A 24,436-nucleotide genomic window follows, 5' to 3' on the forward strand; every position below is an offset into this window, starting at 1 on the left:
ATGCAAAGATAAAAAAAAAAGAATGAACGTTCATTTATTTAAAAATAATTAAGATTTATTTAATACAATTCTGGATCTCTGGACATAAAAATAAAAGAAGAAATTGGGCTTTAAAAAAGAAACAGTTCATGGAAATAACCACTACTATTATCAGAGTTAGTAACAAATGGCTTTACATTTGAGCTTATTTTTAACATAAAACACTAGATTTATTTATGTTAAAATTTCGTTAAAACTAAATTAAACAACCGTTTAAATTTAAACAGATGTTTAATTTTACTTGGAATTAAAAAAAGAAGAATTGAAAACCAATTTTAACGAGAAACAAATTACAATACTTGAAGTAGCCGAAACGCTATTTGCAGAAAAAGGATTTGACGGTACTTCGATTCGGAATATTGCTAAAGAGGCCAAAATAAACATTGCAATGGTTTCCTATTATTTTGGTTCAAAAGAACGTTTGTTGGAATCTTTAATACTTTACAGAACTTCCGACTTAAAATTGCAATTGGATAATTTAATCCACGAAGATCTTGAACCTATCGAAAAAATAAACAAGCTTATTGAGCTTTACATCAATCGAATAAATTGTAACAAAGGTATTTACAGAATTTTACACTTCGAATTCACCTCAAAAAAAAGAGATTCAAATCTTCAGGCTTTCTCGGAATTAAAAAAAGGAAACCTTAAGTCTCTGGAATCTATAATCGTAGAAGGTCAAACCAAAGGTATTTTTAGAAAAGACGTAATTATTCCTCTTATAACGCCCACTATTTTGGGTACTTTCTTTCATTTCCATATGAATAAAGCTTTCTTTCAAAATTTATTGAATTTGAAAACGGAAGACTTGTACAATAATTACATAAAAACTAATTTGACAAAACACATCCAACAAACTATAAAAGCCCTTCTGATTTATGAAAGTTAGTCAATTAATGCTCTTCGGGATTTTCTTCATCGGAATTTCGGCTGTCGAAGCACAAGAAAAAACAAGTTTAACGCTCGATGAAGCCATACATTTGGCTTGGAAAAACAGTAATGAGGTTAGTTTAGCCAATACTAAAGTAAATACTAAAAGATACGAATTACAATCCACAAAAAACAGTCAATATCCTGACTTGAAAGTTTCGGGACAATACCAAAGATTAGCAAAAGCTTCCATTGATTTAAAAATCAATAAAAGTTCAAATTCTGAACCACTTCCTGTTGTGGATCAATTGATGATCGGACAAGTTAATGCCAGCGTACCGGTTTTTGCAGGATTTAAAATCCAAAACAGCATCAAAGCTTACGAAAATTTGTATCAGGCAGAAACAGCAACAGCTTCTCAAACTAAGGAAGAAGTGGCCATGAAAGTAATTAATCATTATGCTGATTTGTATAAAGCTCAAAAAACTTTGGAACTTTTAAAAGAAAATCAGAAAAGAGCGCAACAACGAGCAACTGATTTTAGTGATTTAGAAAAAAACGGAATTATCCCCAGAAATGATTTATTAAAATCACAGTTACAAGTTTCTAAAATTCAGTTGTCAATAGATGAAGCAGCTAAAAATTTAAATATTGTGAATTTTTATCTGGTTACGCTGCTAAAATTGCCTGCCGGAACAAAACTAATAATTAACGAAAGTGATTTTGCCAATTTTCAAATGGATAACGTTCCTACCAATGATGAACCGGCCCTACAAAATCGTAAAGATTTGGAAGCAGTCCGTTTTCAAGAAAAAGCAAGTCAGGCTAATATTAAAATAGCAAGAAGTGCCTATTATCCTTCCATTGCAATCATTGGTGGTTATACTGCATTAGACTTAAAAAATGTGATAACTGTTCAAAATGCAATGAATATTGGTCTGGGTGTTTCTTATGATTTGAGTGCTATTCTAAAAAATGGAACTATGGTAAGAATAGCTGAAAGCAAAGTACTTGAAGTACAAAATTCTCAAGCTATACTTACTGATTATATCAAACTAGAAGTTCAAAATGCAATAGAAGATTATAACTTGGCACTGAAACAAAATGAGGTTTATGCACAAGCCGTAGAACAATCATCAGAAAATTATAGAATCATCAAAGACAAATACGACAACGGTCTTTCGGACACCAATGATTTGCTTGAAGCTGATGTAGAACAATTAGGTTCAAAAATCAATAAAGCATTGGCAAAAGCTAATATAATTCAAAAATATTATGAATTGCTTTCTGTTACCGGACAATTATCTCAATCATTCAATCTATCAAAAATATAATCAAAACACATGGAAAAGAAAAAAACAAATACAAAATTTATTATTATCCTAGTGGTTTTGGTAGTGTTAGTCGGAACTTATGGAATCTATAAATACATGCATTCATTGGCTCATGAAGAAACAGACGATGCGCAAATAGAAAAAAACATGAATCCCATTATCCCTAAAGTTTCTGGATATGTGGATAAAGTATACATAAAAGATAATGATTTTGTAAAAAAAGGCGATACCTTATTTACGATAGACAAGAGAGATTATCAGCTGAAAATTGACGAGGCGAATGCTGCATTTCTTGCTGCTGAAGGTAATTTTGAAGTTTCAAAAGCAGATATCGGTAGTGCTTTGGCTAGCATTTCTGTATCTGACGCCAATGTATTATCTGCAGGAGGAAATATTGAATCGGCAAAAATTAGATTGGACCGAATTAACAGCGATTACATTCGATACAATAATTTGTATAAAAATCATTCGATTACCAAACAACAATACGAGCAAGCCTTGGCAGCAAAACTAGAAGCTGAAAATCAAGTCCGTATTTTGCAACAGCAAGAAAGAGCCAGTGCTTTTCAAAAATCAGTAATTGTAGCTAAATCTAAAGTTTCCAATAAACAGACTGATGTTGCTGCTGCAAATATCAAAAGAGCAAAAGCAATGCTTGATGCTGCAGAATTAAATTTAACCTACACTGTAGTTACAGCTGCTATTGACGGTCAGGTTTCTAAAATTGATATCCAGCCAGGACAATTGGTACAACCAGGGCAGTCTTTGTTTTATATTATCAATAATTCTAATGCTTGGGTAATTGCTAATTTCAAGGAAACACAATTGAACAAAATGGTTATCGGACAAAAAGTGACTGTAAAGGTTGATGCTTATCCAGACTATGATTTTGAAGGTAATATAACCTCTTTTTCACCGGCAACGGGATCTCGTTTCTCTATTTTGCCTCCAGATAACGCAACAGGAAACTTTGTAAAAACCATTCAACGCTTACCGGTAAAAATAAGTTTGAACAAATCTAACGATGTCGAAAAAATTAAATTATTACGCCCGGGGATGAATGTTGATGTTGACGTACATTTAAAATAAAATGGCAGTAATAGAAGAGGATTTAGTAGAATATGGCTATAGACGGGTTATTATTACGATAACAGCAGTACTTTGTGCTTTGCTGGAAATCGTTGATACCACTATTGTCAATGTGGCTTTAACCAATATGAGAGGAAGTCTGGGTGCTACATTGAATGATGTGGCGTGGGTAATTACGGCTTATGCTATTGCAAACGTAATTGTCATTCCGATGACGAGTTGGCTTTCGCAACAATTTGGAAGACGTAATTACTTCGTGGTATCTATTATTATTTTTACCACTGCCTCCTTCATGTGTGGGAACTCCGATAATATTTGGGAACTCATCATTTTCCGATTTATTCAAGGACTTGGTGGTGGTGCTTTATTAGTTACCGCACAAACTATTATAACCGAGAGTTATCCTATTGCAAAACGAGGTATGGCTCAGGCAATTTATGGAATGGGCGTGATTGTGGGCCCTACTTTAGGTCCGCCATTAGGAGGTTATTTAGTCGATCATTTTTCTTGGCCTTATATTTTTTATATCAATATCCCTCTTGGAATCATAGCCGCTATATTAGCATTCACTTTCGTAAGAAGTCCACAATACGGTGAAAAATTAAAAACCAGCCAAGTCGATTGGTGGGGTATTTTCCTCTTGACTGCTTTTATAGGTTCCTTACAATATGTTTTGGAACATGGGCAACAAGATGATTGGTTCAACAACAAAACAATTGTAATCTTAAGCACCATCTCTTTATTTGGACTAATATTATTTATCTGGCGAGAGCTAACCTATAAGCATCCAATTGTAAACTTAAGTGTTTTGAAAGATGGAAATCTTAGAATTGGAGTTCTAATGTGTTTTATCTTGGGATTTGGACTTTATGGTTCTACTTTAATTATTCCAATTTATACGCAATCTATTTTAGGCTGGACCGCTACTGATGCCGGACTATTACTTATTCCGGGTTCGATTACGACCGCTTTTATGATGCCAATTATTGGAAAATTAATTCAAAGAGGAGTTCCCCAAGGTTATATGGTGGGTCTGGGGTTTGTGATTTTCTTTTTCTTCACTCTTATGATGCATAATAGAATGACCCCAAATACAGGTACCGAGCATCTATTTTGGCCTTTAATATTGCGAGGAGTTGGATTAGGATTACTTTTCGTTCCCATAACAACCTTATCACTTTCTACGCTAAAAGGGAAACATATTGGAGAAGGAGCGGCATTTACAGGAATGATGAGACAATTAGGAGGTTCTTTTGGTATTGCTATTATTACCACTCTTATCACACGATTTAGTCAGAAACATCGAGTAGATTTAGTTTCCCATTTAGATGCCAGCAAATTTGAAGTACAACAACGTATCGCAATGCTGCAAAAAGGATTTATGTCTAAAGGATTCAGCAGCAACGAAGCCTTGAAAAAAGCATATCAGGCCATAGATTATTCAATCATGAAGCAAAGTACCGTTTTGTCATACATGGATATCTTTCTTTATCTTGGAATTATGTTTTTATGTTGTATTCCTATTGTATTTTTAATCAAAAAAGGAAAAAACAAAATCAATCCTGCAGATGCAATGCATTAGATTTTTGATTGCAGATTAACGATTTTAGATTTCGTGTTGATAAATACGAGATATCTACTTTAAGAGGTTTAAAACTTCTGCAATCAAAAATCGTTAATCTGCAATCTGAAATCATTTTATCGAGTAAAAACCAAATGGTTTCCCTGTGATAAGTTAGTGTCAAACTGATAGCCTTCATAATTGAAACCTTTCAAATCATCGATTGTTTTAGCATCCGTATCAATAATATAACGCACCATCATTCCCCTGGCCTTCTTGGCAAAAAAACTGATTATTTTAAGTTTACCATTTTTATAATCTTTAAATTCAGGGGTAATCACGGGAACTTTTAAAGCTTTTACATCAATTACCGAAAAATACTCCGTACTGGCAAGATTGATGAATAATTCTCCTTTTTTAAGTTCTTTATTCAATTCTTTTGTAACAGTAGTTTTCCAAAATTCATATAAATTTTTGCTCTCGCCGATAGGTAGTTTTGTACCCATTTCTAATCTATAGGCTTGCATCAAATCTAATGGTTTTAGCAATCCATATAAACCGGACAAAATCCTCAAAATATCTTGCAAGGATTCTAATTTTTCTATTGGAATCGAATACGCATCCAATCCGGTATACACATCTCCATCAAAAGTAAAAATTGCCGGACGCGCATTTTCTAGAGTGAAAGGCGTTTTCCATTCTTGATTGCGTTTCCAATTCAAATCAGCCAGTTTATCTGAAATACTCATTAAATCAGATAATTCAGCGGGCTTTTTTTCTTTTAAAACTTTATGAACCTGTCTCGCTTCTTTTAGAAATAAAGGTTCGGTATGCTGTGAAGTAGGTAACTCTTTTTCGAAATTTAATGATTTGGCTGGCGATATAACAATTTTCATATTCAGATTCTGTTTCAGTTCATTTTAGTATCCGATTCAAAAGTACAAATTGAAAATAAGAAATGAGTCCGTACGAATTGATTTGTCTAATAATAGGATAGATAATATAAATCATTGCAAATATATTTTTACTATTTTTGATTGAACCAAAACAAAACCACTATATTTTATTATGTCTGAAATTGAAATTAAAAAAGCTTCCTTATATGACCTTGAAGTATTACAAATTATAAGCATCCAAACCTTTTCTGAAACTTTTGCCGAAGTAAACACACCCGAAAATATTGAAAATTACAATCGGGAAAGTTTTAATTTGGAACAATTAACTTCTGAAATAACCAATCCAAACTCCCAGTTTTTTATAGCATATTCTGATTCAGAACCGATTGGTTATTTAAAACTAAATTTTGGTAACGCACAAACCGAAATTTTAAATGATAATGCTTTAGAAATTCATAGAATCTATGTTTCGCAAGCTTTTCATGGGAAAAAAGTAGGTCAATTATTGGTGGATAAAGCAATCCAGATTGCACAACAAACCACTTCAGATTATATTTGGCTTGGCGTTTGGGAAGAAAATCACAGAGCGTTGCGATTTTATACTAAAAATGGTTTTATAACATTTGACAAACATGTTTTTATTCTTGGCGACGAAGAACAAACAGATTTATTAATGAAATTGGATGTAAACAAAAAATCATAATGAAAAACAATAATTTCACCGATATAAAAAAACCTGTTTCAATTCTTAATGCAGCCGTAATTGTGGCGGCTCTTGGCTATTTTGTTGATATTTATGATTTACTACTTTTTGGAATCGTTCGTACCGATAGTTTGAAAGACTTAGGAATCACGGGAGATGCCATTCGGAATCAAGGAGAATATTTGATTAGCATGCAAATGTTTGGGATGCTTTTTGGCGGTATCCTTTGGGGAATTTTGGGCGATAAAAAAGGACGGATTTCTGTTTTATTTGGTTCCATTTTAATTTATTCCGTGGCTAATATTGCTAACGGAATGGTAACTACTGTTGATGGATACGCTTTTTGGCGGTTAATCGCAGGAATTGGACTTGCGGGCGAATTAGGCGCAGGAATTACTTTGGTAACGGAAATTTTGCCCAAAGAAAAACGAGGATATGGAACTATGATTGTAGCATCGGTTGGCGTTTCAGGAGCGGTAGTCGCTTATTTAGTATATCAGATTTTTCAGGATTGGCGTTTGTGTTATTATGCCGGCGGAGTTTTGGGACTGCTGTTACTATTTCTAAGAATAAGTATTTCCGAATCAGGTATGTTTAAAAAAGTACAAGAAAGTGAGGAGAAGAAAGGGGATTTTTTGTCTTTATTTACCAATAAACAACGTTTTTCAAAATACATTCAATGCATTCTTATCGGGATTCCATTGTGGTTTTTGGTTGGTGTATTGATTACTTTTTCACCTGAATTTGCTAAAGCATTAGGTGTTCAGGGTTTTGAAACTATTGCCGCAGGAAAGGCCATCGCCTGGTGTTACGGTGGATTAGTTTTTGGCGATATTGCAAGCGGATTATTAAGTCAGTGGCTGAAAAGCAGAAAAAAAGTCATGTACTTATTTCTGATCCTTAATTTGGTTATGGTATTTGTTTATCTAAATGCTTTTGGAATTTCAGCTTCTTCTTTCTACACGCTTTGTTTTATTATGGGATTCTCAGTAGGCTATTGGGTGTTATTTGTAACCATTGCTGCAGAACAATTTGGAACCAACATTCGCGCAACGGTGACCACTACAGTTCCTAATTTTGTTCGGGGTTCATTACCGCTGATTATTCTCATTTATGGTTTTTTCAGAGATACTATTTTTGATGGAAATATTCTGCAATCGGCTATGATTGTGGGATCAATATTATCCGTAATTTCAATTTTGGCACTTTGGAAATTAAAAGAAACCTTTCATACTGATTTGAATTATTCAGAACAGGAATCACAGGCTTTCCTTTAATTTTTTTAAATAATAACAGTACTCTTTACTTCGTAATAAATAGCGAAAAGCACTTTCTTTTTAAAGTCTATTTGCCTTATTTTTGTATAAAACATTTCAAAAAATATGAAACAGGATGTAATTATTGTTGGAGCGGGACTCGCCGGATTATCAGCTGCAATTTATTTGCATCGTCAAGGTAGAAAGGTATTAGTTTTAGAAGCTAGTGAACGTGCCGGAGGAAGAATAAAAACGGATTCCTATGAAGGTTTTCTTCTTGACAGAGGCTTTCAGGTTCTTTTGACCGCGTATCCTGAAACTCAAGCATTACTCAATTATAGAGATTTAAAACTAAAAAAAATGCTACCCGGAGCAACGGTTCTCTATGACGGAGGCCGTTTTGAAATTGCTGATCCATTCCGAAGACCTTCTGCTGCATTAGCCACTCTTTTTGCTCCCGTTGGTACGTTGGCAGATAAACTGAATACGCTTTGGTTAAAAAATAAATTACAAAAATTGACCATTAAGGAAATTTTCGAACAACCAGAGCAAACTACCCGCAAGCAACTGGCTGATTATGGTTTTAGTCCAAAAATGATTCAGCGTTTTTATGCTCCATTTCTTTCGGGTATTTTTCTGGAAAATGACTTGAGTACTTCTCGAAGAATGTTCGATTTTGTAATGAAAATGTTTTCCGATGGTGATGTGGCAATTCCTGCTTTAGGAATGGAAGAAATACCAAAACAGTTAGTCGCCATGCTTCCCGAAGGCAGTATTCAATGCAATACAAAAGTGGCTTCTATCGACGGAAATAAAGTAATTACTGAAGATGGAAACGTTTTAGAAGCCAACCAAATTCTTTTGGCTACGACCGCAAATAACCTTACCCAGAAATTCTTCCCGAAACAAAAAATGACTTCGCATCAAGTAACCAATATCTATTTCGAAACAAACGAAGCTCCCACTAAAAAAGCAGTTGTCATCTTGAATGCTTCAACCACAAAGAAATGGGTGAATAATTTGACTGTGATGTCTAATGTTTCTAAAGCTTATGCTCCAAAAGGGAAAATACTCATTTCCGTTTCCTATAATGGAATCCCAACTGTTGATGATGCTACTTTGGCCGAAAACATGAAAGAAGAATTGAAACAATGGTACGGTCAAAAAGTAAATTCGTGGCTAATGCTGAAGGCGTATCGCATTGAATATGCTTTGCCGACACAGGAAAGTGTGCGGAATGAACTCGATGCTGCGGAGATAAAAATATCTGATGCGCTATTTATTTGTGGTGATAATTTGCTTAATGGTTCTATAAATGCGGCTTTAAAAACTGGGCGATTAGCAGCAGAAGTTATGAAATTATAATTCGTGTAATTTTTTAGACTTGAAAGAACTCCCGTTGGATATTTAGTTTGGATTCTAATTCTAAAAAAAATATTCGAGAAAGTAGAATACTTTCTTTTTCGTACGGACCGGAGAAATATTTTTTTTAATCACTCCTTAATTTGGCAAAAATTTAATGCTGATGTATAAAAATATAAGAGTTTTTGCTTTAAATTTTTAAATTCCATCAAAAATATTGATCTTTGCGCAATTTTAATTTTTTCAAATTAAGAAAATAAAGAGCAAACCTATTTTGGTCATCACGAACAATTCCTTCTATAAAATCTATTCTATGAAATTATTTCTCACCTTTTTTCTTTCCTTCTTATTAAATGTTGGTTATTCACAATCCACCAATACCTATTTTGAAAAGATTAGAGACAATGAAGCGGCTTTAACTGCTTTCTTTTCTCAAATGCCAAAAGGAGGCGATTTACACCACCACTATTCCGGATCAATTTACGCTGAACCTTTATTGGCGCATGCCATTGCAGATAATTTTTATCTCAACACCGAAACGATGGATGTTTTAAAGGAAAAACCATCAACTGGAAACTGGGAACAATTTTCAACCTTAAAAAGTAATGGAACGTTAGACGCTTACAAACAAAAAATCATGCAAAAATGGTCCGTTAAAGACTATAATCATGTTGACTATCCATCAGACAAGTTGTTTTTTGAATCTTTTATGAAGTTTGAGCCAGCAATAAAAGGCAATTTTGGACAAGGGCTTTTGGAACTGAAAAACAGAGCCATTACTGAAAATGTAAGTTACATTGAAACCCAATTATCTACGATTCCTTGTTCTATGAATACGGATGATTTGACAAAATTCAATGCGCGATTGCGACAATTGGCAAAGGTAAAAGACGAAAATGGGATTATGCAGTCTTTGGATTCCGTTTACAATGCTTTTCAGCAAAAGAATGCCAAATCATACGCTACCGATTTCAATACTAATTTTGTAGCCAAACTTCATAACGAGCTTAAGATTGATGATTCCCGTTTCACGATGCGCTATCAAAATTTTGTGTTGCGTTTTATGGAACCCGTTGATTTATTTAAAAATCTAGTGATTGCTTTTATCTCGGCAGACACCAGCCCGCTTATGGCTGGCGTAAACATCGTTTCTCCTGAAGATGGTGAAACTTCCATGAAAGATTACTGGCTGCATATGGTTATGTTTAAATATTGTCATTCTCGTTTTCCAAATGTTAAATACACGCTACACGCCGGTGAACTTACTTTGGGAGTAGTGCAACCCGAAGACCTGACTTGGCACATTAATGCAGCGGTACATATTGCCGGAGCTAATCGCATCGGTCATGGTGTTGATATGGCTTATGAACAGAATTCGTATGATTTGTTGCAGTACATGGCTAAGAAAGATATCCCAATTGAAATAAATTTAGTGAGCAATGAGTTCATTTTAAAGGTCAAAGAAAACCGCCATCCATTGACACTATATAAAGAATTTGGAGTTCCAATAGTGATCAGTACCGATGATGCCGGAATACTAAGAACCAACATGACTGAACAGTATGTTTTATTGGCAAAAAGATACAAAAACATCACTTATGCAGATATCAAAAAATTTGTTTACAATAGCATCACTTACAGTTTCATTCAAGAAAATTCGGTAAAGAAAGAATTACTAAAAAATTTAGATTCCAGATTTAAAACTTTCGAATCTCATTTTCCAAAAAAATAATTAGTTCCCCATAATTATTTTACAAATGCAAAAATAAGTCCCAACTCAGGGCTTTTTTTATTTTGCTTATTCTTAAAATAAAAATAAATTTTTCGTTTTTCGAAACCTTTATTTTATTATATTTGATATACCTACTTAACTACTTGATAGTTACATTTCATAATAAATCCCAATTATTTAGAATTTCGAAATTTGAATTGTTTACTAACAAGATAAATTATTGAAGATGAGTAGAACTTTACTTTGGTATTTAAGAAGACATCCTTTATTGTTTAAAATCAGATTTAGATTAATATCTAAGAACGTCACCAGCGATCGAGCGGATAGTTTTTGTTATAATGGCTTAAATAAGAAAAAGGATATTCCTGCTATTTATTTCCAACTGAACAATATGATTTTATCTGAAAAAAAAACACAATTAAGCGATATTGAGAAAGTTAAGAAAATCGCAAAATGGCTTAGAAATAACATTAAAGGCGGACCTGGTCTGGGTAAATCTTCCGAAAATGTTTTACGAAAAATGATTAAAGGTGAAGGAGGAGTTTGCAGTGATTTTGCACAAGTTTTTAATAATTTTTGTGTCATTAATGATTTGAAAGTAAAAGAATGGGGACTCAAAATTAATACCGGAAAACCAAGCCTTTTAGGTGGACATTCCTTTAACGAAGTCTATTGCAAAGAATTCCAAAAGTGGATTATTATTGATGTATCTAAATCAATAATCTTTTATCAAATCAGTCCAAAATTACCCTTATCCGTTTTTGAACTGATCAACTTAAAAAAAGAAAATAAAGAAATCTATTATTCCAAATTCAACAAAAACTTTACGATAGACAATCAAAACATAAATGATCTTTATCTTATTTCTAAATCTTCCCCTTTTGTAATCACCAACTATTGCAACAAAACCTATGACTATTATTTAGATAAACTGGGATTTCTTCCGGAGTCAATTATTCATGGTTTAGTATATCTTACCGGAAATAGTTACGCTTATGAGTTTCCAATGTATCAATCCTAAACAAGCAAATACTGCGTTATCAATTCAATATATTAATCTTATAAAAATCCAAACTCTATTTTTTTTATTTTACCCTTTCTCCACAAAGTATTCCTTTATAAACTTCACAAATGTCTCTGACTTTGAGCCCACAACCATAGGCATTAAACAAAAATAACTCATAATTTTAAAAATATTTTCTTGCATATTATAAAACACGTATTGCTTTTACGAATCTGCGAGTATAGCCCGGCTTTTTTAGACTTGTAACAATCACTTTCATTTCGCGCCCTGAGGAGGAGTGTATAAAATCACTTTCCATTCCTTTTGGATTTGTCACTATCCCTATATGGCCAATAACCTTTCTGGTAGGACTCAAAAACAACAAAATATCTCCTTTTTTCACATTAGCAATTGGGATTTCTTTCCCAAAATTCTTAAATTCTGAAGAGCTGCGAGGAACCTGAATTTTAAAATGGTTATAGACAAAGTAGACAAATCCTGAACAGTCAAACCCATTCTTGCCAGAGCCCGCTTCAACATAAGGTGTCCCTAATAAAGTCATTCCAAAGCTTACAATCTTATCCCCCAAGGAAACATTATTTTCAATTGGATGAATCACTGTGTCTTTAACAATAGATCCATTTCTTTGTGGTAAAAACGAACCGCCTCTCGATGAACCATACGCGGCGCTACCCAAAATAAGTAGCAATGAACCTATGATTGTTGCAAATTTTAAGATATTTATCTTTTTAGTTGTCATAATAGAAGAATTAAATTAGTATTTTTTAGTTATAAATTGGCTATTACTATTTCGGTATTCCATAATTGAATAAGTAAGATACTATCTAACTTACTTTTACAAATCTAACTAATTTATATTATTTAAAGTAAAATAGAGCAAAGAAGCCCAGAAAATCAAAGACATACAATAAACACACCAATAAACCGATAGCGTAAAACCTTTGTGCCCATTTATACAAATTATACCCCATAAAAAAAGCCCCAATCGGGGCTTTTATATTTTTACTTTTCTTCTTCTTCCGTACTATGCGATTTCGAATATCCTCGCCATTTCTCGATACAATCTTGAAAATCCTGTGGAAGTTCCGTATCAAAACGCATCATTTCTCCAGTCGTAGGATGCAAAAAACCCAAAGTTTTGGCGTGTAATGCCTGTCTTGGTAACGCTTTGAAACAATTATCTATAAACTGTTTGTATTTGGTAAATGTAGTTCCTTTTAAAATCAAATGACCTCCATAACGCTCGTCATTAAACAAAGTGTGACCAATATGCTTTAAGTGAACACGGATTTGATGCGTTCTACCGGTTTCCAGTTGGCACGAAATCAAAGTCACATAACCAAAACGCTCTAGCACTTTATAATGTGTCACAGCAGGTTTCCCTATTTCCGGATCAGCAAAAACCGCCATTTGCATACGGTCTTTTACGTGGCGCGCCACATTCCCTTCAATCGTACCTTGATCAGCAATTACATTTCCCCAAACTAAAGCGATATATTCCCTTTCAGAAGTTTTAGCTTCAAATTGTTTGGCCAGATGTGTCATCGCCGCTTCGGTTTTGGCAATAACCAATAAACCCGAAGTGTCTTTATCAATTCTATGAACGAGTCCTGGACGTTCGCTGCTGTTCATTGGCAAATTATCAAAATGATACGCCAAAGCATGCACTAAAGTCCCGGTATAATTCCCATGACCGGGATGAACCACCATTCCTGGCTCTTTGTTTATCAATAACAACGCATCATCCTCAAACACAATATTAAGCGGAATATTCTCCGGGATGATATGATTTTCAAACGGTGGATGCGATAACATGACGCGCACCACATCACTGGCTTTCACTTTATAATTTGACCTGACAATAACGTCATTTACAAAAATATTCCCTTCGGTGGCAGCTGTTTGTATTTTATTGCGAGTCGCATTTTGTATTAAACTCATCAAGTATTTATCAATTCGCAAAGACGCTTGGCCCTTAGGAACTTCAAATCTAAAATGTTCAAATAACTCCTCTTCTAAATCTATTGTTTCTATATTATTGTTCATTTGCTGGTACTTGTTCTTCTACTGGTGTTGCTACACTATCTACTACACTTTCATCCACATAACTCGCTTTTCCGTCTCCTAATACTAAATCAATTTTAGACGATTTCAATACTCGGTCCCCTACTTTTAGGTTTCTTCCTTTGTAACGCATTTCCAGAACCATATCTTTTCCAAGATTCGGAATATAAGTAATTGTCCCTTCTTCAAGTCCCAAAGCTTTCAAAGTCGGAACCGCTTCACGGTATGTTTTTTCAATTAAATCCGGAATTTTTACTGATGAAAACCCTGACGCATTGATTTTTATATATACTTTTCTACCCACTTTTACTTTATCTCCAGGTATAGGATCTTGCTCTACCACACTAAACTTAGGAAATCCACTTCTAAAATCTACGCTATCCAAAAGCACATAATCTAAATCCAGCTCGTCCAGCTTCTCCTCCACTTGTTCTACAGTTAATTTTCTCAAATCCGGCACCGTTATTTCATGACCATGATCAGTCGTAAAAGTTAACCAATGCATAAACAAATAGCCCAAAACTGCAATAATAGCAATTGCAATTAATACTTGCCCTAAAAAGACACGGCTAGTAAGATACTTACGTAAACTCATAAATTTATTTTTATATGCGGCAAAGATAAACCTATTTCGTTCCAAAAAAAATGATAATTTTGTTTAATAGTATTTGCAATTCATTTGTAATCCTGAGTGCTGTCTAAGTAAGGAGCTATTTCCCGCTATTCGTTGCAATCTTTTTATCCGCCGAAAAGGCGTATAAAAAGGATTTCCACTGCTATCGGGGCTAAGGCATACGTATTCAAAAGAAAAATTGCATATCAAAACACCTGAAAAGCCACCCCGCCCGTTGGGCACCCCTCCATTAGAGGGGAATACATAAAGCTTCCTCTCCGCTGGAGGGGTGCCTGAAAGACGGGGTAGTTTTTTAATATTTAGAATAATACAATAATCAAACAAAAAAAATGAAAAACATTGCTATTATCATGGGCGGCTATTCCAGCGAGTACAAAATCTCACTAATTAGCGGAAACGTCGTGTATCAATTTCTGGACAGAAATAAATTCAACGGATTCCAAATCCATATTTTCAAAAACAAATGGGTTTATGTCGATGTTAATAATGTTGAATTCCCTATTGATAAAAATGATTTTTCAGTAATAGTAGACGGAGCTAAAATCACTTTCGACTGTGTTTTTAATGCCATTCATGGTACTCCTGGCGAGGATGGATTGATGCAGGCTTACTTCCAATTGCTGAATATTTCACAAACGGCTTGCAATTATTACCAAGCCGCATTAACCTTCAACAAACGTGATTTATTGTCTGTATTAAAACCGTACGGAATCAAAACAGCCATTTCCTATTATTTAAATAAAGGTGATACCATCAATACCGAAGAAATTGTAGCCAAGGTTGGTTTGCCATGTTTTGTAAAGCCAAATAAAGCAGGTTCCAGCTTCGGGATTTCAAAAGTTAAAACTGCCGCCGAATTGCCTATCGCAATCGAAATGGCGTACAAAGAAGACAACGAAATCATCATTGAAAGTTTCCTTGACGGTACTGAAGTTTCCGTTGGAGTAATCAATTACAAAGGAACCGTAACCGTTTTACCCATAACCGAAATAGTTTCTGACAATGATTTCTTCGATTATGAAGCCAAATATTTGGGTAAATCACAGGAAATTACGCCAGCGAGAATCTCGGATGAAATGACACAAAAAGTGAGCGAAATAGCCAAACGCGCTTACGAATTGCTAAAAATGAAAGGCTTCTCCAGAAGTGAGTTTATCATCGTAAACGGGGAACCGCACATGCTCGAGATGAATACGATTCCAGGGCTTACCACCGAAAGTTTGATTCCGCAACAAGCAAAAGCTGCAGGAATTTCATTGGAAGATTTGTTTACAAATGCGATAGAATTGGCGCTAACTAACTAATTTCCTCTTATGAAAGAAATCTTTGAGTGGAACCGATTATTATACAATGATTTACCCGAATCCTTCCTTTTAGAAGTTGTTTTCCGATCCACCATAATGTTTACCGTTCTACTTTTGACATTAAAAGTGGCGGGTAAACGTGGTGTCAAGCAGTTATCTGTTTTTGAAACAGTGATTATTATCGCTTTAGGTTCAGCAGCAGGAGATCCTATGTTTTATGAGGAAGTTGGAATAATTCCACCGATAACGGTATTTCTGGTCATTATACTTTTATACCGATTAGTAACTTGGCTCACCGGAAAAAGCAAAAAATTTGAAGAGTTTATAGAAGGCAAAACGGAATGTATTATCAGCGAAGGGAAATTTTCAATTGCTACTTTTAAAAAGGAAAGTCTAGCGCAAGATGAATTTTTTTCGGAACTGCGTATGAAATCAATAGAGCATTTAGGACAGGTGAAAAATGCGTTTATGGAAACCAGTGGCGAAATCAGTGTTTTCTATTATGAAGACCATGAAGTCCAACCAGGTTTGCCAATTCTGCCTTTTCTATTTAAACTAAAAAGTAAAACGATCCCTACAGAAGGTATTTATTCCTGCACCTTTTGCGGAAATACGGAAAGCCACAAACCAGGAAATGCGGAATGCAGAGTTTGTGAAAAATCCGAATGGGTAGAAGCCATAAAAACACATAGAAAAACATAAATTTGATGTAATTATATCTTACAAAATGAGAAAAGCCATATTTCCCGGATCATTTGATCCCATTACTTTAGGACATGAAGACATCATCAAAAGAAGCATTTCGCTATTTGATGAAATCGTAATTGCCATTGGAATCAATGCCGAAAAAAAATACATGTTTTCACTTGAAGAAAGAAAACGCTTTATTGAAGAAACCTTCAAAAACGAACCAAAAGTTTCAGTGATTACCTACGAAGGTTTGACGATTGACTTGTGCCATAAAATAAACGCAGATTTTATTCTTCGTGGTTTGCGTAATCCAGCCGATTTCGAATTTGAAAAAGCCATTGCACACACCAATCGCCGCTTGTCAAAAATAGAAACCGTATTTTTATTGACTGCAGCCAGAACTTCCTATATCAGTTCCAGTATTGTAAGAGATGTAATTCGCAATGGCGGACAATACGAAATGTTAGTCCCCGATGCAGTAAGAGTGAAATAATTCTAAAGAGATTTTGTCAAATCGAGCGCAGTCGAGACTAAATTATAGGTCTCGACTGCGCTCGACTTGACAAATAAACAGTAACAATATAAATTTGTGAAAAGCGCTATTTAGCCGTATTTTTACCAAAAATAAAAGCCATTAGACATGAGTATAGAAAGAGAATTAAATAAACGCAGTGGATCGAAATGTGAACTTTGTGGAGCAACTGAAAACCTAAAAGTATATGAAGTGCTTCCAACAAAAAAAGGTGGAATCGATGAAAGTATATTGGCTTGCAGTACTTGTATAGACCAAATAGAAAACCCGGACAATGTAGATTTGAACCATTGGAGATGTCTAAACGACAGCATGTGGAGCGAGCATACAGCTGTTCAAGTGTTAGCTTGGAGAATGTTGAGTCGTTTACGTGCATCAGGATGGCCTCAAGAATTATTGGACCAAATGTATTTAGACGAGGACACTTTAGCCTGGGCTCAAGCAACTGGTGAAGGTGAAGAAGATGAAAATAAAATTATACACCGTGATAGCAATGGGGTAATTTTGGAAACTGGAGATTCGGTAGTTTTAATCAAAGATTTAAAAGTAAAAGGATCAAGCATGGTTGCTAAACAAGGAACCGCAGTGCGAAACATTCGATTAGATCACGAAAATGCTGAATATATAGAAGGAAAAGTAGATGGCCAGACTATTGTAATCATTACACAATACGTAAAAAAGATATAGTCACAAGTTTGCAGTGATCAGTGATCAGTGATCAGAAAAAAGAGTTATTAGTGACTTCTTTATATCTAAAAATCGTTAACAGTAAAATATTTTACTGTTAACGATTTTTTTATTGTTAGACTATTTTACTGCTCATTAATCCCGAAGCGTCGGGACTGAACACTGAACACTTTTCAAAACTGAACACTAATTACTCCTCTTCTTTCTTAATCACTTTTCGGGCCACTTCAATTTTGAACTTCTTGCCTTTCATTTTTTCGTCTTTAATGGCGTGCAATAAATCTTTCACTTTATTGAATTTTACTGCGGCAAATGAGATAAAATCTTTTACTTCGATCAATCCTAAATCGCCTTTTTCCAATTTTCCTTTTTGAGAAAAGAAACCTACGATATCAATTTTATTCAATTTATTTTTCTTTCCGCCACTGATGTATATCGTTTGAAATTCTGGGGGTTTTGGCAATGATGTAGAATTTTCCACTTTCAAAGCTTCCATAGTATAATCAATATAATCCATCTTTTTCTCGCTTTCGTGAGCAATGATGTAAGCGGTTCCAGAAGCAAGCATACGTGCCGTTCTACCGTTTCGATGGGTAAATTCGTCTTCTTTAGATGGCAAATGATAATGAATTACGTGATTCATTTCGGGAATATCAAGTCCACGAGCAGCTAGATCTGTTGTGATTAAATAGCTCACACTCCCATTTCTAAACTGGATTAAAGCGCGCTCTCTTTCGTCCTGATCCATTCCACCATGATAATACGTAGCATAGATTCCTTTTTCGTTCAAGGTATCGCTGATACGTTCCGCAGCATCACGATGGTTGCAAAAAACGATAGCCGATTGTGATTTCAACGAACAAATCAAGTTGAACAAGCTTCCTATTTTGTCCTTTTCTTTCGAAACCACCATTTTCATGGAAAGATTCGTTTCTGCTACATTTTCAGGAATAAAGTCCAAAATCGTTGGATTTACCACTCGCGTGTATCTTGGAATCTCAATATCGGAAGTTGCTGAAACCAAAACACGTTTATTCAATTTCGTCAATTTCCCGATGATAAAGGACATTTGCTCATGGAAACCCAATTGCAATGATTTGTCAAATTCATCCAGAATCAAGGTTTGAATTTTATCGGTACGAAAAGTCCCTCTGTCAATATGATCGGCAATTCTCCCTGGCGTTCCTATCAAAACAGCCGGTGGATTACTCAAATTCTTGATTTCGGTTTCAATGGAATGTCCACCGTAGCATACATTTACTTTATAATCCGTTCCCATTTTTTTCCAAACTTGCTCAATCTGCAATCCTAATTCACGTGACGGAACCAGAATTAAACATTGAACCGATTGGAATTCAGGCTGTAACATTTCTAAAATTGGCAATAAAAAAGCCAAGGTTTTACCAGAACCTGTTGGCGAAAGCAATAAAACATTATTATCATTCAAAATAGCGTCTTGGGCTACTTCCTGCATTTCGTTCAGGCTTTCGATGCCTAAATTTAAAAGTATATTGTTGGAATGGTGTTTCTTATTCATTTTTTCTATTTGGGCAAAGGTAATTTTTAATTTTGAGTTATGAATTTTCATTTATACTATTATTTTTATTGAAATTGTCATTTACATTGGCATTAAAAAAATAGTATATTTGGATTCCGTTTTAAAACTTAGTTATGAGATTTTTCACTATTCCGTTTTTGCTTCTTACCCTTTCCTTGTTTGCACAAAAGACCAATAAATACGACACCTTTTTCGAAAAAGGAAATGGAAATCAATCGGCTACCTATCAAGAAACCATCGCGTATTACAAACTTTTAGCCAATGATTTTCCTACAATAAACATGCAGGAAATGGGCTTGACAGACAGCGGACAACGGTTGAATATAGTGACTTTCAACCCTGAAAAACAATTTGATTTTGAAGAAATTCAAAAAAATAAAATAGTACTTCTCATTAATAACGGAATTCATGCCGGCGAACCGGACGGAATCGATGCAAGCATGCAGTTGTTTCGGGATTTGGCTTTAGGTAAAATAAAAGCACCAAAAAACACGGTCATTGTCTGTATTCCGGTTTATAACATTGGTGGTGCTTTAAACAGAAATTCTACTTCAAGAGCCAATCAGGAAGGTCCTGAAGAATATGGCTTTCGTGGCAACGCCAGAAATTTCGATTTAAATCGGGATTTCATCAAATCAGATACACGAAACACAAAAAGTTTTGTAGAAATTTTTCATAGAATAAATGCAGCTGTTTTTATTGATAACCATGTCAGCAATGGTTCCGATTACCAATACAAACTGACGTATATCATGACACAACAGAATAAATTAGGTACTGTTTTGGGTGATTTCTTAAACACTGAAATGATGCCTGCTTTAGTCAAAGATTTGCAAAAAAAGAAAATAGAAATGACGCCTTATGTCAATTCATTTGCTGACACGCCAGACAAAGGTTTTGGTCAGTTTTTTGAAAGCCCACGATTTGCAACAGGTTACACTTCCCTTTTCAATACCATTGGATTTGTGGTAGAAACACACATGTTGAAAAAATATGCGGAGCGCGTGAAAGTAACTTATGAATATATGAGATCTGCGATTGATTATACCGATGCTAATTTTCAAAAAATCAAAGACTTGCGTTTGAAAAATGAAGAACAATACCAACCTAAAAAATCGTACACTATAAAATGGGAATTAGACAGTACCAAAACGACTCCTTTTTCATTTTTGGGATACGAAGCCATCTATAAAAAAAGCGATGTTACATCCGGAAACCGTTTATTTTATGACCAAACAAAACCATACAAAAAAGACATTCCATACATCAAGGAATTCAAATCTGTAAAAGAGATAATTATCCCAACAGGGTACATTATTCCGAAAGGATTTTGGCCCGTAATCGACTTATTAAAGAGCAATACCATTACGTATAGCCAACTTAAAAATGACACCATAATAGAAGTTGAAAGTTATAAAATTGCAGATTTTAAAACGGTAACGTCGGCTTATGAAGGTCACTATTTACATCGAAATACAAAAGTAAGTTCTAAGATAGAAAAATTGGCTTTCGCCAAAGGGGATTATATTATTCCAACAAAACAAAAGGGTATCAAATACTTGTTAGAAACTTTAGAGCCGGAAGGAATTGATTCTTTTTTCAACTGGAATTTTTTCGATACTATGCTACAGCAAAAAGAAGGATATTCAGACTATGTTTTTGAAGATACGGCAACGAAAATTCTAAAAGAAAATCCAAAACTAAAAGCCGAATTTGAACAACAAAAACAGACTGACAGTACGCTAATCAATAATCCAGAAGCACAATTAGACTGGATTTACAAGCATTCTGCTTATTATGAAAGTGCCCATCTGCAATATCCAGTTTATCGAATTTTGAAATAAAAGAGTTTCTATATCGCGAGTTTTTCTTCTTCAAATAAAATATTCAAAAAACACATTCATAATGGTCAAGTTGCATTAATGACTTGAATCCGCCCTCAAACCTCATCCAACCATAGAGAAAATATCTATTTTTTAACTTCAATCACCTCCACTTTTATTCCAACTGAATATGCATTGGGAATAATTTTATCGCCATGAACGTTGGCATAAACCTTGGTAAATTCAGCTCCAAAATACAGAATAATAGCGGAATAATACACCCATATTAAAATGATAATTACAGAACCGGCGGCTCCATAAACCGTTGCCACAGTTGAACTTCCCAAATAAAACCCAATAGCAAACTTACCAAACATAAAGAAAAACGAAGTAAAACTAGAGCCAATTATAGCGTCCTTCCAAGCAATATAACCATCGGGAAGTGTTTTAAAAATAATGGAAAACAATATGGTAGTCGTGGAAAATAAAATCAGAATATTAAAAACATAAAACAAATAGACGGTTAAGTCCGGAAAAGAGCGCAATAATCGCTCGTTGATAACATCCATAACCGTGTTGACCATTAAACTAACCAATAATAGAAACCCAACAGACGCAATCATTGAAAAAGACATTAATCGATTCTTAATGAACTTCATGATTCCTTTATTCGGTTTCGCTTTTAATCCCCAAATAAAGTTAATCGAACTTTGTATTTCGGCAAAAACGCCTGAAGCGCCTATTAATAACATAATCCCTCCAAATATTGCGGCAAAGGTATTGCTATCAGTCAACTCTATATTCTTAATTGTAGCCTGAATTTGAAGCGCTGCCTCATTACCAACCATTCCATTGATTTGACCGAAAAACCTTCCCGTAACGGCCTCACGTCCAAAGAAAAAACTAAAAATTGACAAAATAATAATCAATAATGGAGGCAATGAAAATATAGTATAATAGGATAAAGATGCACTTAATTTAATAGCATTATCCTCATCAAATTCTTTATATGTTCTTTTTAACAATTCCCAACCGGACTTGGCTGCTTCTCTACGCTTCATGATCAAAAATTATTTTATCTTCTGTCTAAAGTGAAAAAATCGTGATTTAGATTCTCTTTCTCAGTCTATAATATGTGGTTAATTGCATTCGATCATATATATAGTTATCAAAATTACAAAGTTATTAAATAGAAATTCAAAATATATATTACAAAATTCACACAAAATCAAATTCAAATTTTAGTCCTTTCATTCAAAGATTTTAAAGAAAAATTGAGTAACTTTACGTAATATATTTATTATAATTAACACTCAATATGAAAAAAATAGCCATTTCAATTGCTCTAATTTTATCTATTCTGATTGGATGCAAAACGAGCAGTAGTTCAAATGATTCTAAAAAATTAGACCTCACATTTGAACCAAAAAGTAATAGCACTGTTTCTGGCACAGCAACTTTTACAGAAAAAAACGGCAAAGTTTCTTTCGTTGCCACATTGGCCGGGCTTCAACCTGGAGTTCATGCCATACATATTCATGAAAAATCAGATTGTTCCTCAGCAGATGGAAGTTCAGCTGGAGGACATTGGAACCCTACATTCAAAAAACATGGAAAATGGGGAGTTGGTGAATATCACAAAGGAGATATAGGAAACTTTACAGCTGATGAAAAAGGAAACGGAACCATCACTTTAACAACCGATGAATGGTGTATTGGTTGTGGAGATGAAACCAAAGATATTCTGGAAAAAGGGCTTATTGTTCATCAAGGTGCCGATGATTTCGTTACACAACCAACAGGAAATGCCGGAGGCAGAGTAGCGTGTTCTGCCATAATTAAGTAAGATTTCATAATTTTTAATAAAATACCGTCTTGTCACAAAAACAGGACGGTTTTTTAATTTAAATTTAATGTCAAAACCGTAAAAAAACATAGCTTTGTAACTTCAAATTAAAGCAATGATTAACCCTTCGGCATCCGGTTGGATAGATAAATTTTTTTTAGAACAAAAATTTTCAAATGAAAATGTTTCTACTACTACTGATACCTTTTATTATCAAGTTCGAGAGACAGGCTTTATATATGGACACATAATTTGTTTTAAAACTAAAAGTCCAATCGAAACCAAAGGCTGGTTTAAGGAAGAGATTTCTAAAGTTGCTTTATTAAATACCTTGTTCGCTATTTTTTGTTTGACAGAAAAAGAGATTAGCCCTGAAAATTTCATTAAACAAACCCTTGCTTTTTACAATCAGATGAATCCTCAGGGATTTAATATCTTTAAAAAGATACTGCCTAAAAACTCCCCTTCCTTAACTTTAGAAAAAATAATTGATGAACGTGTGCAGACCAATGACACAATCATCAGTAAAAATTTTTCGCATCTGGTAACAAATGCCCTATTATTTATTGATGCACTTGCTTTTCGTCAATATTTAATACATGGATCAATCCCTGAAAAATATCTGAAAAAAATTGAGGAAACAGTTGTAAATATAGTAACACTGGCATTGAAAGTAAAGTCCAATAAAACACAATATGATGATTTGTTGATTAAGCTTTTTGAAGCATCCATACGCTACAGTAAATTTTCTAAAAATTCAGTTCAAAATTTAGAAACTATCCAATTGGATTATTTTACTAATGATCTTGAGAAATATTATCTTATTGATATTGCCGGAATGGCTTTATGGAGTGATGGTAAAATCGAAAATAATGAAGCTTATTTTCTGCATTCTTTAGCCGATGTTTTATCCGTTTCAGAAGATTTTGTTAATGACAGCATCAGCAGTACCAATGACTTTATTACAAAACATAAAAAAGATATTCCTTATTTTAATTATTCTAATCCTGTTAAACACTTTTACGATCAAACTACTCAAAGTGTTATTACCCTAATGAGTCGAAATAAAAAGAGATTGGTTAAGGAAATAGTCCAAAGCAAAGAATTAATGCTATTACTGGCTTATTCGACCCGAAGAGATTTAAACGAAAAAGAAAAGAAAAAAGTTAAGAAACAAATATTGGAGATTTGTAAAACGATCCCTTCCCTTACTATCTTTTTGCTTCCTGGCGGAAGTTTATTATTGCCCATTTTAATTAAATTTATTCCCACACTTTTACCCTCCGCTTTTAATGAAAATCTGGAAGAAATTGAATAATGAAAAAGCCGCTAGAGGACTACCGTCTGGAAACAAGTTTGTAATAGAACACCGATAATACTGATTAAGCAGATTTACACTGATTTTTAAGTTGATATTAAAAAATTAAACACG

The 24,436-nt window shown here is 34.2% G+C and carries 22 protein-coding genes; 16 read left to right on the top strand and 6 right to left on the bottom strand.

The features are described 5' to 3' along the window. Nucleotides 1-301: 301 nt before the first annotated feature. The 4 genes from ACFX5E_RS00535 to ACFX5E_RS00550 are packed head-to-tail and all read left to right on the top strand — an operon-like array spanning nt 302 to nt 4,914. Nucleotides 302-928 carry a TetR/AcrR family transcriptional regulator gene (locus ACFX5E_RS00535; RefSeq protein WP_379853210.1) on the top strand — a complete coding sequence of 209 codons (627 nt, stop codon included), beginning with the start codon at nt 302-304 and terminating at the stop codon, nt 926-928. Further along, nucleotides 918-2,243, top strand: a complete 1,326-nt coding sequence (locus ACFX5E_RS00540; RefSeq protein ID WP_379853211.1) for a TolC family protein — start codon at nt 918-920, stop codon at nt 2,241-2,243. The genes ACFX5E_RS00535 and ACFX5E_RS00540 overlap by 11 nt, the downstream gene beginning before the upstream one ends. A gap of 9 nt (nt 2,244-2,252) precedes the next feature. Beyond that, a complete protein-coding gene (locus ACFX5E_RS00545; protein ID WP_379853212.1) occupies nt 2,253-3,332 on the top strand; it encodes an HlyD family secretion protein in 1,080 nt (359 codons plus the stop codon). A 1-nt stretch (nt 3,333) separates the two neighbouring features. Continuing rightward, the gene (locus tag ACFX5E_RS00550; protein WP_379853213.1) at nt 3,334-4,914 is read left to right on the top strand and encodes an MDR family MFS transporter; all 1,581 of its coding nucleotides are present in this window, start codon (nt 3,334-3,336) and stop codon (nt 4,912-4,914) included. A gap of 116 nt (nt 4,915-5,030) precedes the next feature. On the opposite strand, the gene yaaA is transcribed toward ACFX5E_RS00550, so the two are convergent. Continuing rightward, complete coding sequence (gene yaaA, locus ACFX5E_RS00555; RefSeq protein ID WP_379853214.1) at nt 5,031-5,789, bottom strand: peroxide stress protein YaaA; 759 nt, start codon at nt 5,787-5,789, stop codon at nt 5,031-5,033. A gap of 172 nt (nt 5,790-5,961) precedes the next feature. On the opposite strand from yaaA, the gene ACFX5E_RS00560 reads away from it, so the two are divergent. The 5 genes from ACFX5E_RS00560 to ACFX5E_RS00580 all read left to right on the top strand — a co-directional run bounded on the left by ACFX5E_RS00560 (nt 5,962) and on the right by ACFX5E_RS00580 (nt 11,863). Next, nucleotides 5,962-6,492, top strand: coding sequence for a GNAT family N-acetyltransferase (locus ACFX5E_RS00560; protein WP_379853215.1), 531 nt, complete (start codon nt 5,962-5,964; stop codon nt 6,490-6,492). Next, complete coding sequence (locus ACFX5E_RS00565; RefSeq protein ID WP_379853216.1) at nt 6,492-7,769, top strand: MFS transporter; 1,278 nt, start codon at nt 6,492-6,494, stop codon at nt 7,767-7,769. Before ACFX5E_RS00560 ends, ACFX5E_RS00565 begins: the two co-directional genes overlap by 1 nt. Nucleotides 7,770-7,874: 105 nt before the next feature. Continuing rightward, a complete protein-coding gene (locus ACFX5E_RS00570) occupies nt 7,875-9,113 on the top strand; it encodes an NAD(P)/FAD-dependent oxidoreductase (protein ID WP_379853217.1) in 1,239 nt (412 codons plus the stop codon). Between the two features lie 310 nt (nt 9,114-9,423). Further along, entirely contained in the window at nt 9,424-10,842 is a 1,419-nt protein-coding gene (locus ACFX5E_RS00575) for an adenosine deaminase (protein WP_379853218.1), read from the top strand. A 226-nt stretch (nt 10,843-11,068) separates the two neighbouring features. After that, nucleotides 11,069-11,863, top strand: a complete 795-nt coding sequence (locus ACFX5E_RS00580) for a transglutaminase domain-containing protein (protein WP_379853219.1) — start codon at nt 11,069-11,071, stop codon at nt 11,861-11,863. Nucleotides 11,864-12,050: 187 nt separating this feature from the next. Here the strand turns inward: ACFX5E_RS00580 and ACFX5E_RS00585 are convergent, their stop codons facing one another. The 3 genes from ACFX5E_RS00585 to ACFX5E_RS00595 form a co-directional block, all read right to left on the bottom strand. After that, nucleotides 12,051-12,605, bottom strand: a complete 555-nt coding sequence (locus ACFX5E_RS00585) for a C40 family peptidase (protein ID WP_379853220.1) — start codon at nt 12,603-12,605, stop codon at nt 12,051-12,053. 263 nt (nt 12,606-12,868) lie between these two features. After that, nucleotides 12,869-13,912 carry an RluA family pseudouridine synthase gene (locus ACFX5E_RS00590; RefSeq protein ID WP_379853221.1) on the bottom strand — a complete coding sequence of 348 codons (1,044 nt, stop codon included), beginning with the start codon at nt 13,910-13,912 and terminating at the stop codon, nt 12,869-12,871. After that, nucleotides 13,902-14,525, bottom strand: a complete 624-nt coding sequence (locus tag ACFX5E_RS00595) for a PASTA domain-containing protein (protein ID WP_379853222.1) — start codon at nt 14,523-14,525, stop codon at nt 13,902-13,904. Before ACFX5E_RS00595 ends, ACFX5E_RS00590 begins: the two co-directional genes overlap by 11 nt. Nucleotides 14,526-14,893: 368 nt before the next feature. On the opposite strand from ACFX5E_RS00595, the gene ACFX5E_RS00600 reads away from it, so the two are divergent. The 4 genes from ACFX5E_RS00600 (at nt 14,894) to ACFX5E_RS00615 (ending at nt 17,777) form a co-directional block, all read left to right on the top strand. Next, nucleotides 14,894-15,868: a D-alanine--D-alanine ligase gene (locus tag ACFX5E_RS00600; protein ID WP_379853223.1), complete on the top strand. Its 975-nt coding sequence runs from the start codon at nt 14,894-14,896 to the stop codon at nt 15,866-15,868. A gap of 9 nt (nt 15,869-15,877) precedes the next feature. Then, a complete protein-coding gene (locus ACFX5E_RS00605) occupies nt 15,878-16,570 on the top strand; it encodes a DUF421 domain-containing protein (protein ID WP_379853224.1) in 693 nt (230 codons plus the stop codon). 25 nt (nt 16,571-16,595) lie between these two features. Beyond that, the gene (coaD, locus tag ACFX5E_RS00610; protein ID WP_379853225.1) at nt 16,596-17,051 is read left to right on the top strand and encodes a pantetheine-phosphate adenylyltransferase; all 456 of its coding nucleotides are present in this window, start codon (nt 16,596-16,598) and stop codon (nt 17,049-17,051) included. Between the two features lie 147 nt (nt 17,052-17,198). After that, on the top strand, nt 17,199-17,777 hold the full coding sequence (locus ACFX5E_RS00615; RefSeq protein ID WP_379853226.1) for a PhnA domain-containing protein: 579 nt from the start codon (nt 17,199-17,201) through the stop codon (nt 17,775-17,777). A gap of 190 nt (nt 17,778-17,967) precedes the next feature. On the opposite strand, the gene ACFX5E_RS00620 is transcribed toward ACFX5E_RS00615, so the two are convergent. Beyond that, on the bottom strand, nt 17,968-19,314 hold the full coding sequence (locus tag ACFX5E_RS00620; protein ID WP_379853417.1) for a DEAD/DEAH box helicase: 1,347 nt from the start codon (nt 19,312-19,314) through the stop codon (nt 17,968-17,970). A 134-nt stretch (nt 19,315-19,448) separates the two neighbouring features. Between ACFX5E_RS00620 and ACFX5E_RS00625 the strand changes: the two genes are divergently transcribed. Further along, a complete protein-coding gene (locus tag ACFX5E_RS00625; protein ID WP_379853227.1) occupies nt 19,449-21,179 on the top strand; it encodes a M14 family metallopeptidase in 1,731 nt (576 codons plus the stop codon). 125 nt (nt 21,180-21,304) lie between these two features. On the opposite strand, the gene ACFX5E_RS00630 is transcribed toward ACFX5E_RS00625, so the two are convergent. Beyond that, nucleotides 21,305-22,219 carry a YihY/virulence factor BrkB family protein gene (locus ACFX5E_RS00630; protein WP_379853228.1) on the bottom strand — a complete coding sequence of 305 codons (915 nt, stop codon included), beginning with the start codon at nt 22,217-22,219 and terminating at the stop codon, nt 21,305-21,307. A gap of 257 nt (nt 22,220-22,476) precedes the next feature. On the opposite strand from ACFX5E_RS00630, the gene ACFX5E_RS00635 reads away from it, so the two are divergent. Next, on the top strand, nt 22,477-23,004 hold the full coding sequence (locus ACFX5E_RS00635; protein WP_379853229.1) for a superoxide dismutase family protein: 528 nt from the start codon (nt 22,477-22,479) through the stop codon (nt 23,002-23,004). A 115-nt stretch (nt 23,005-23,119) separates the two neighbouring features. Next, nucleotides 23,120-24,322, top strand: coding sequence for an LETM1-related biofilm-associated protein (locus ACFX5E_RS00640; RefSeq protein WP_379853230.1), 1,203 nt, complete (start codon nt 23,120-23,122; stop codon nt 24,320-24,322). Nucleotides 24,323-24,436 lie beyond the last annotated feature (114 nt).

Origin of the sequence: Flavobacterium xylosi, assembly GCF_042787345.1 — a bacterium.
Classification (GTDB): domain Bacteria; phylum Bacteroidota; class Bacteroidia; order Flavobacteriales; family Flavobacteriaceae; genus Flavobacterium; species Flavobacterium xylosi.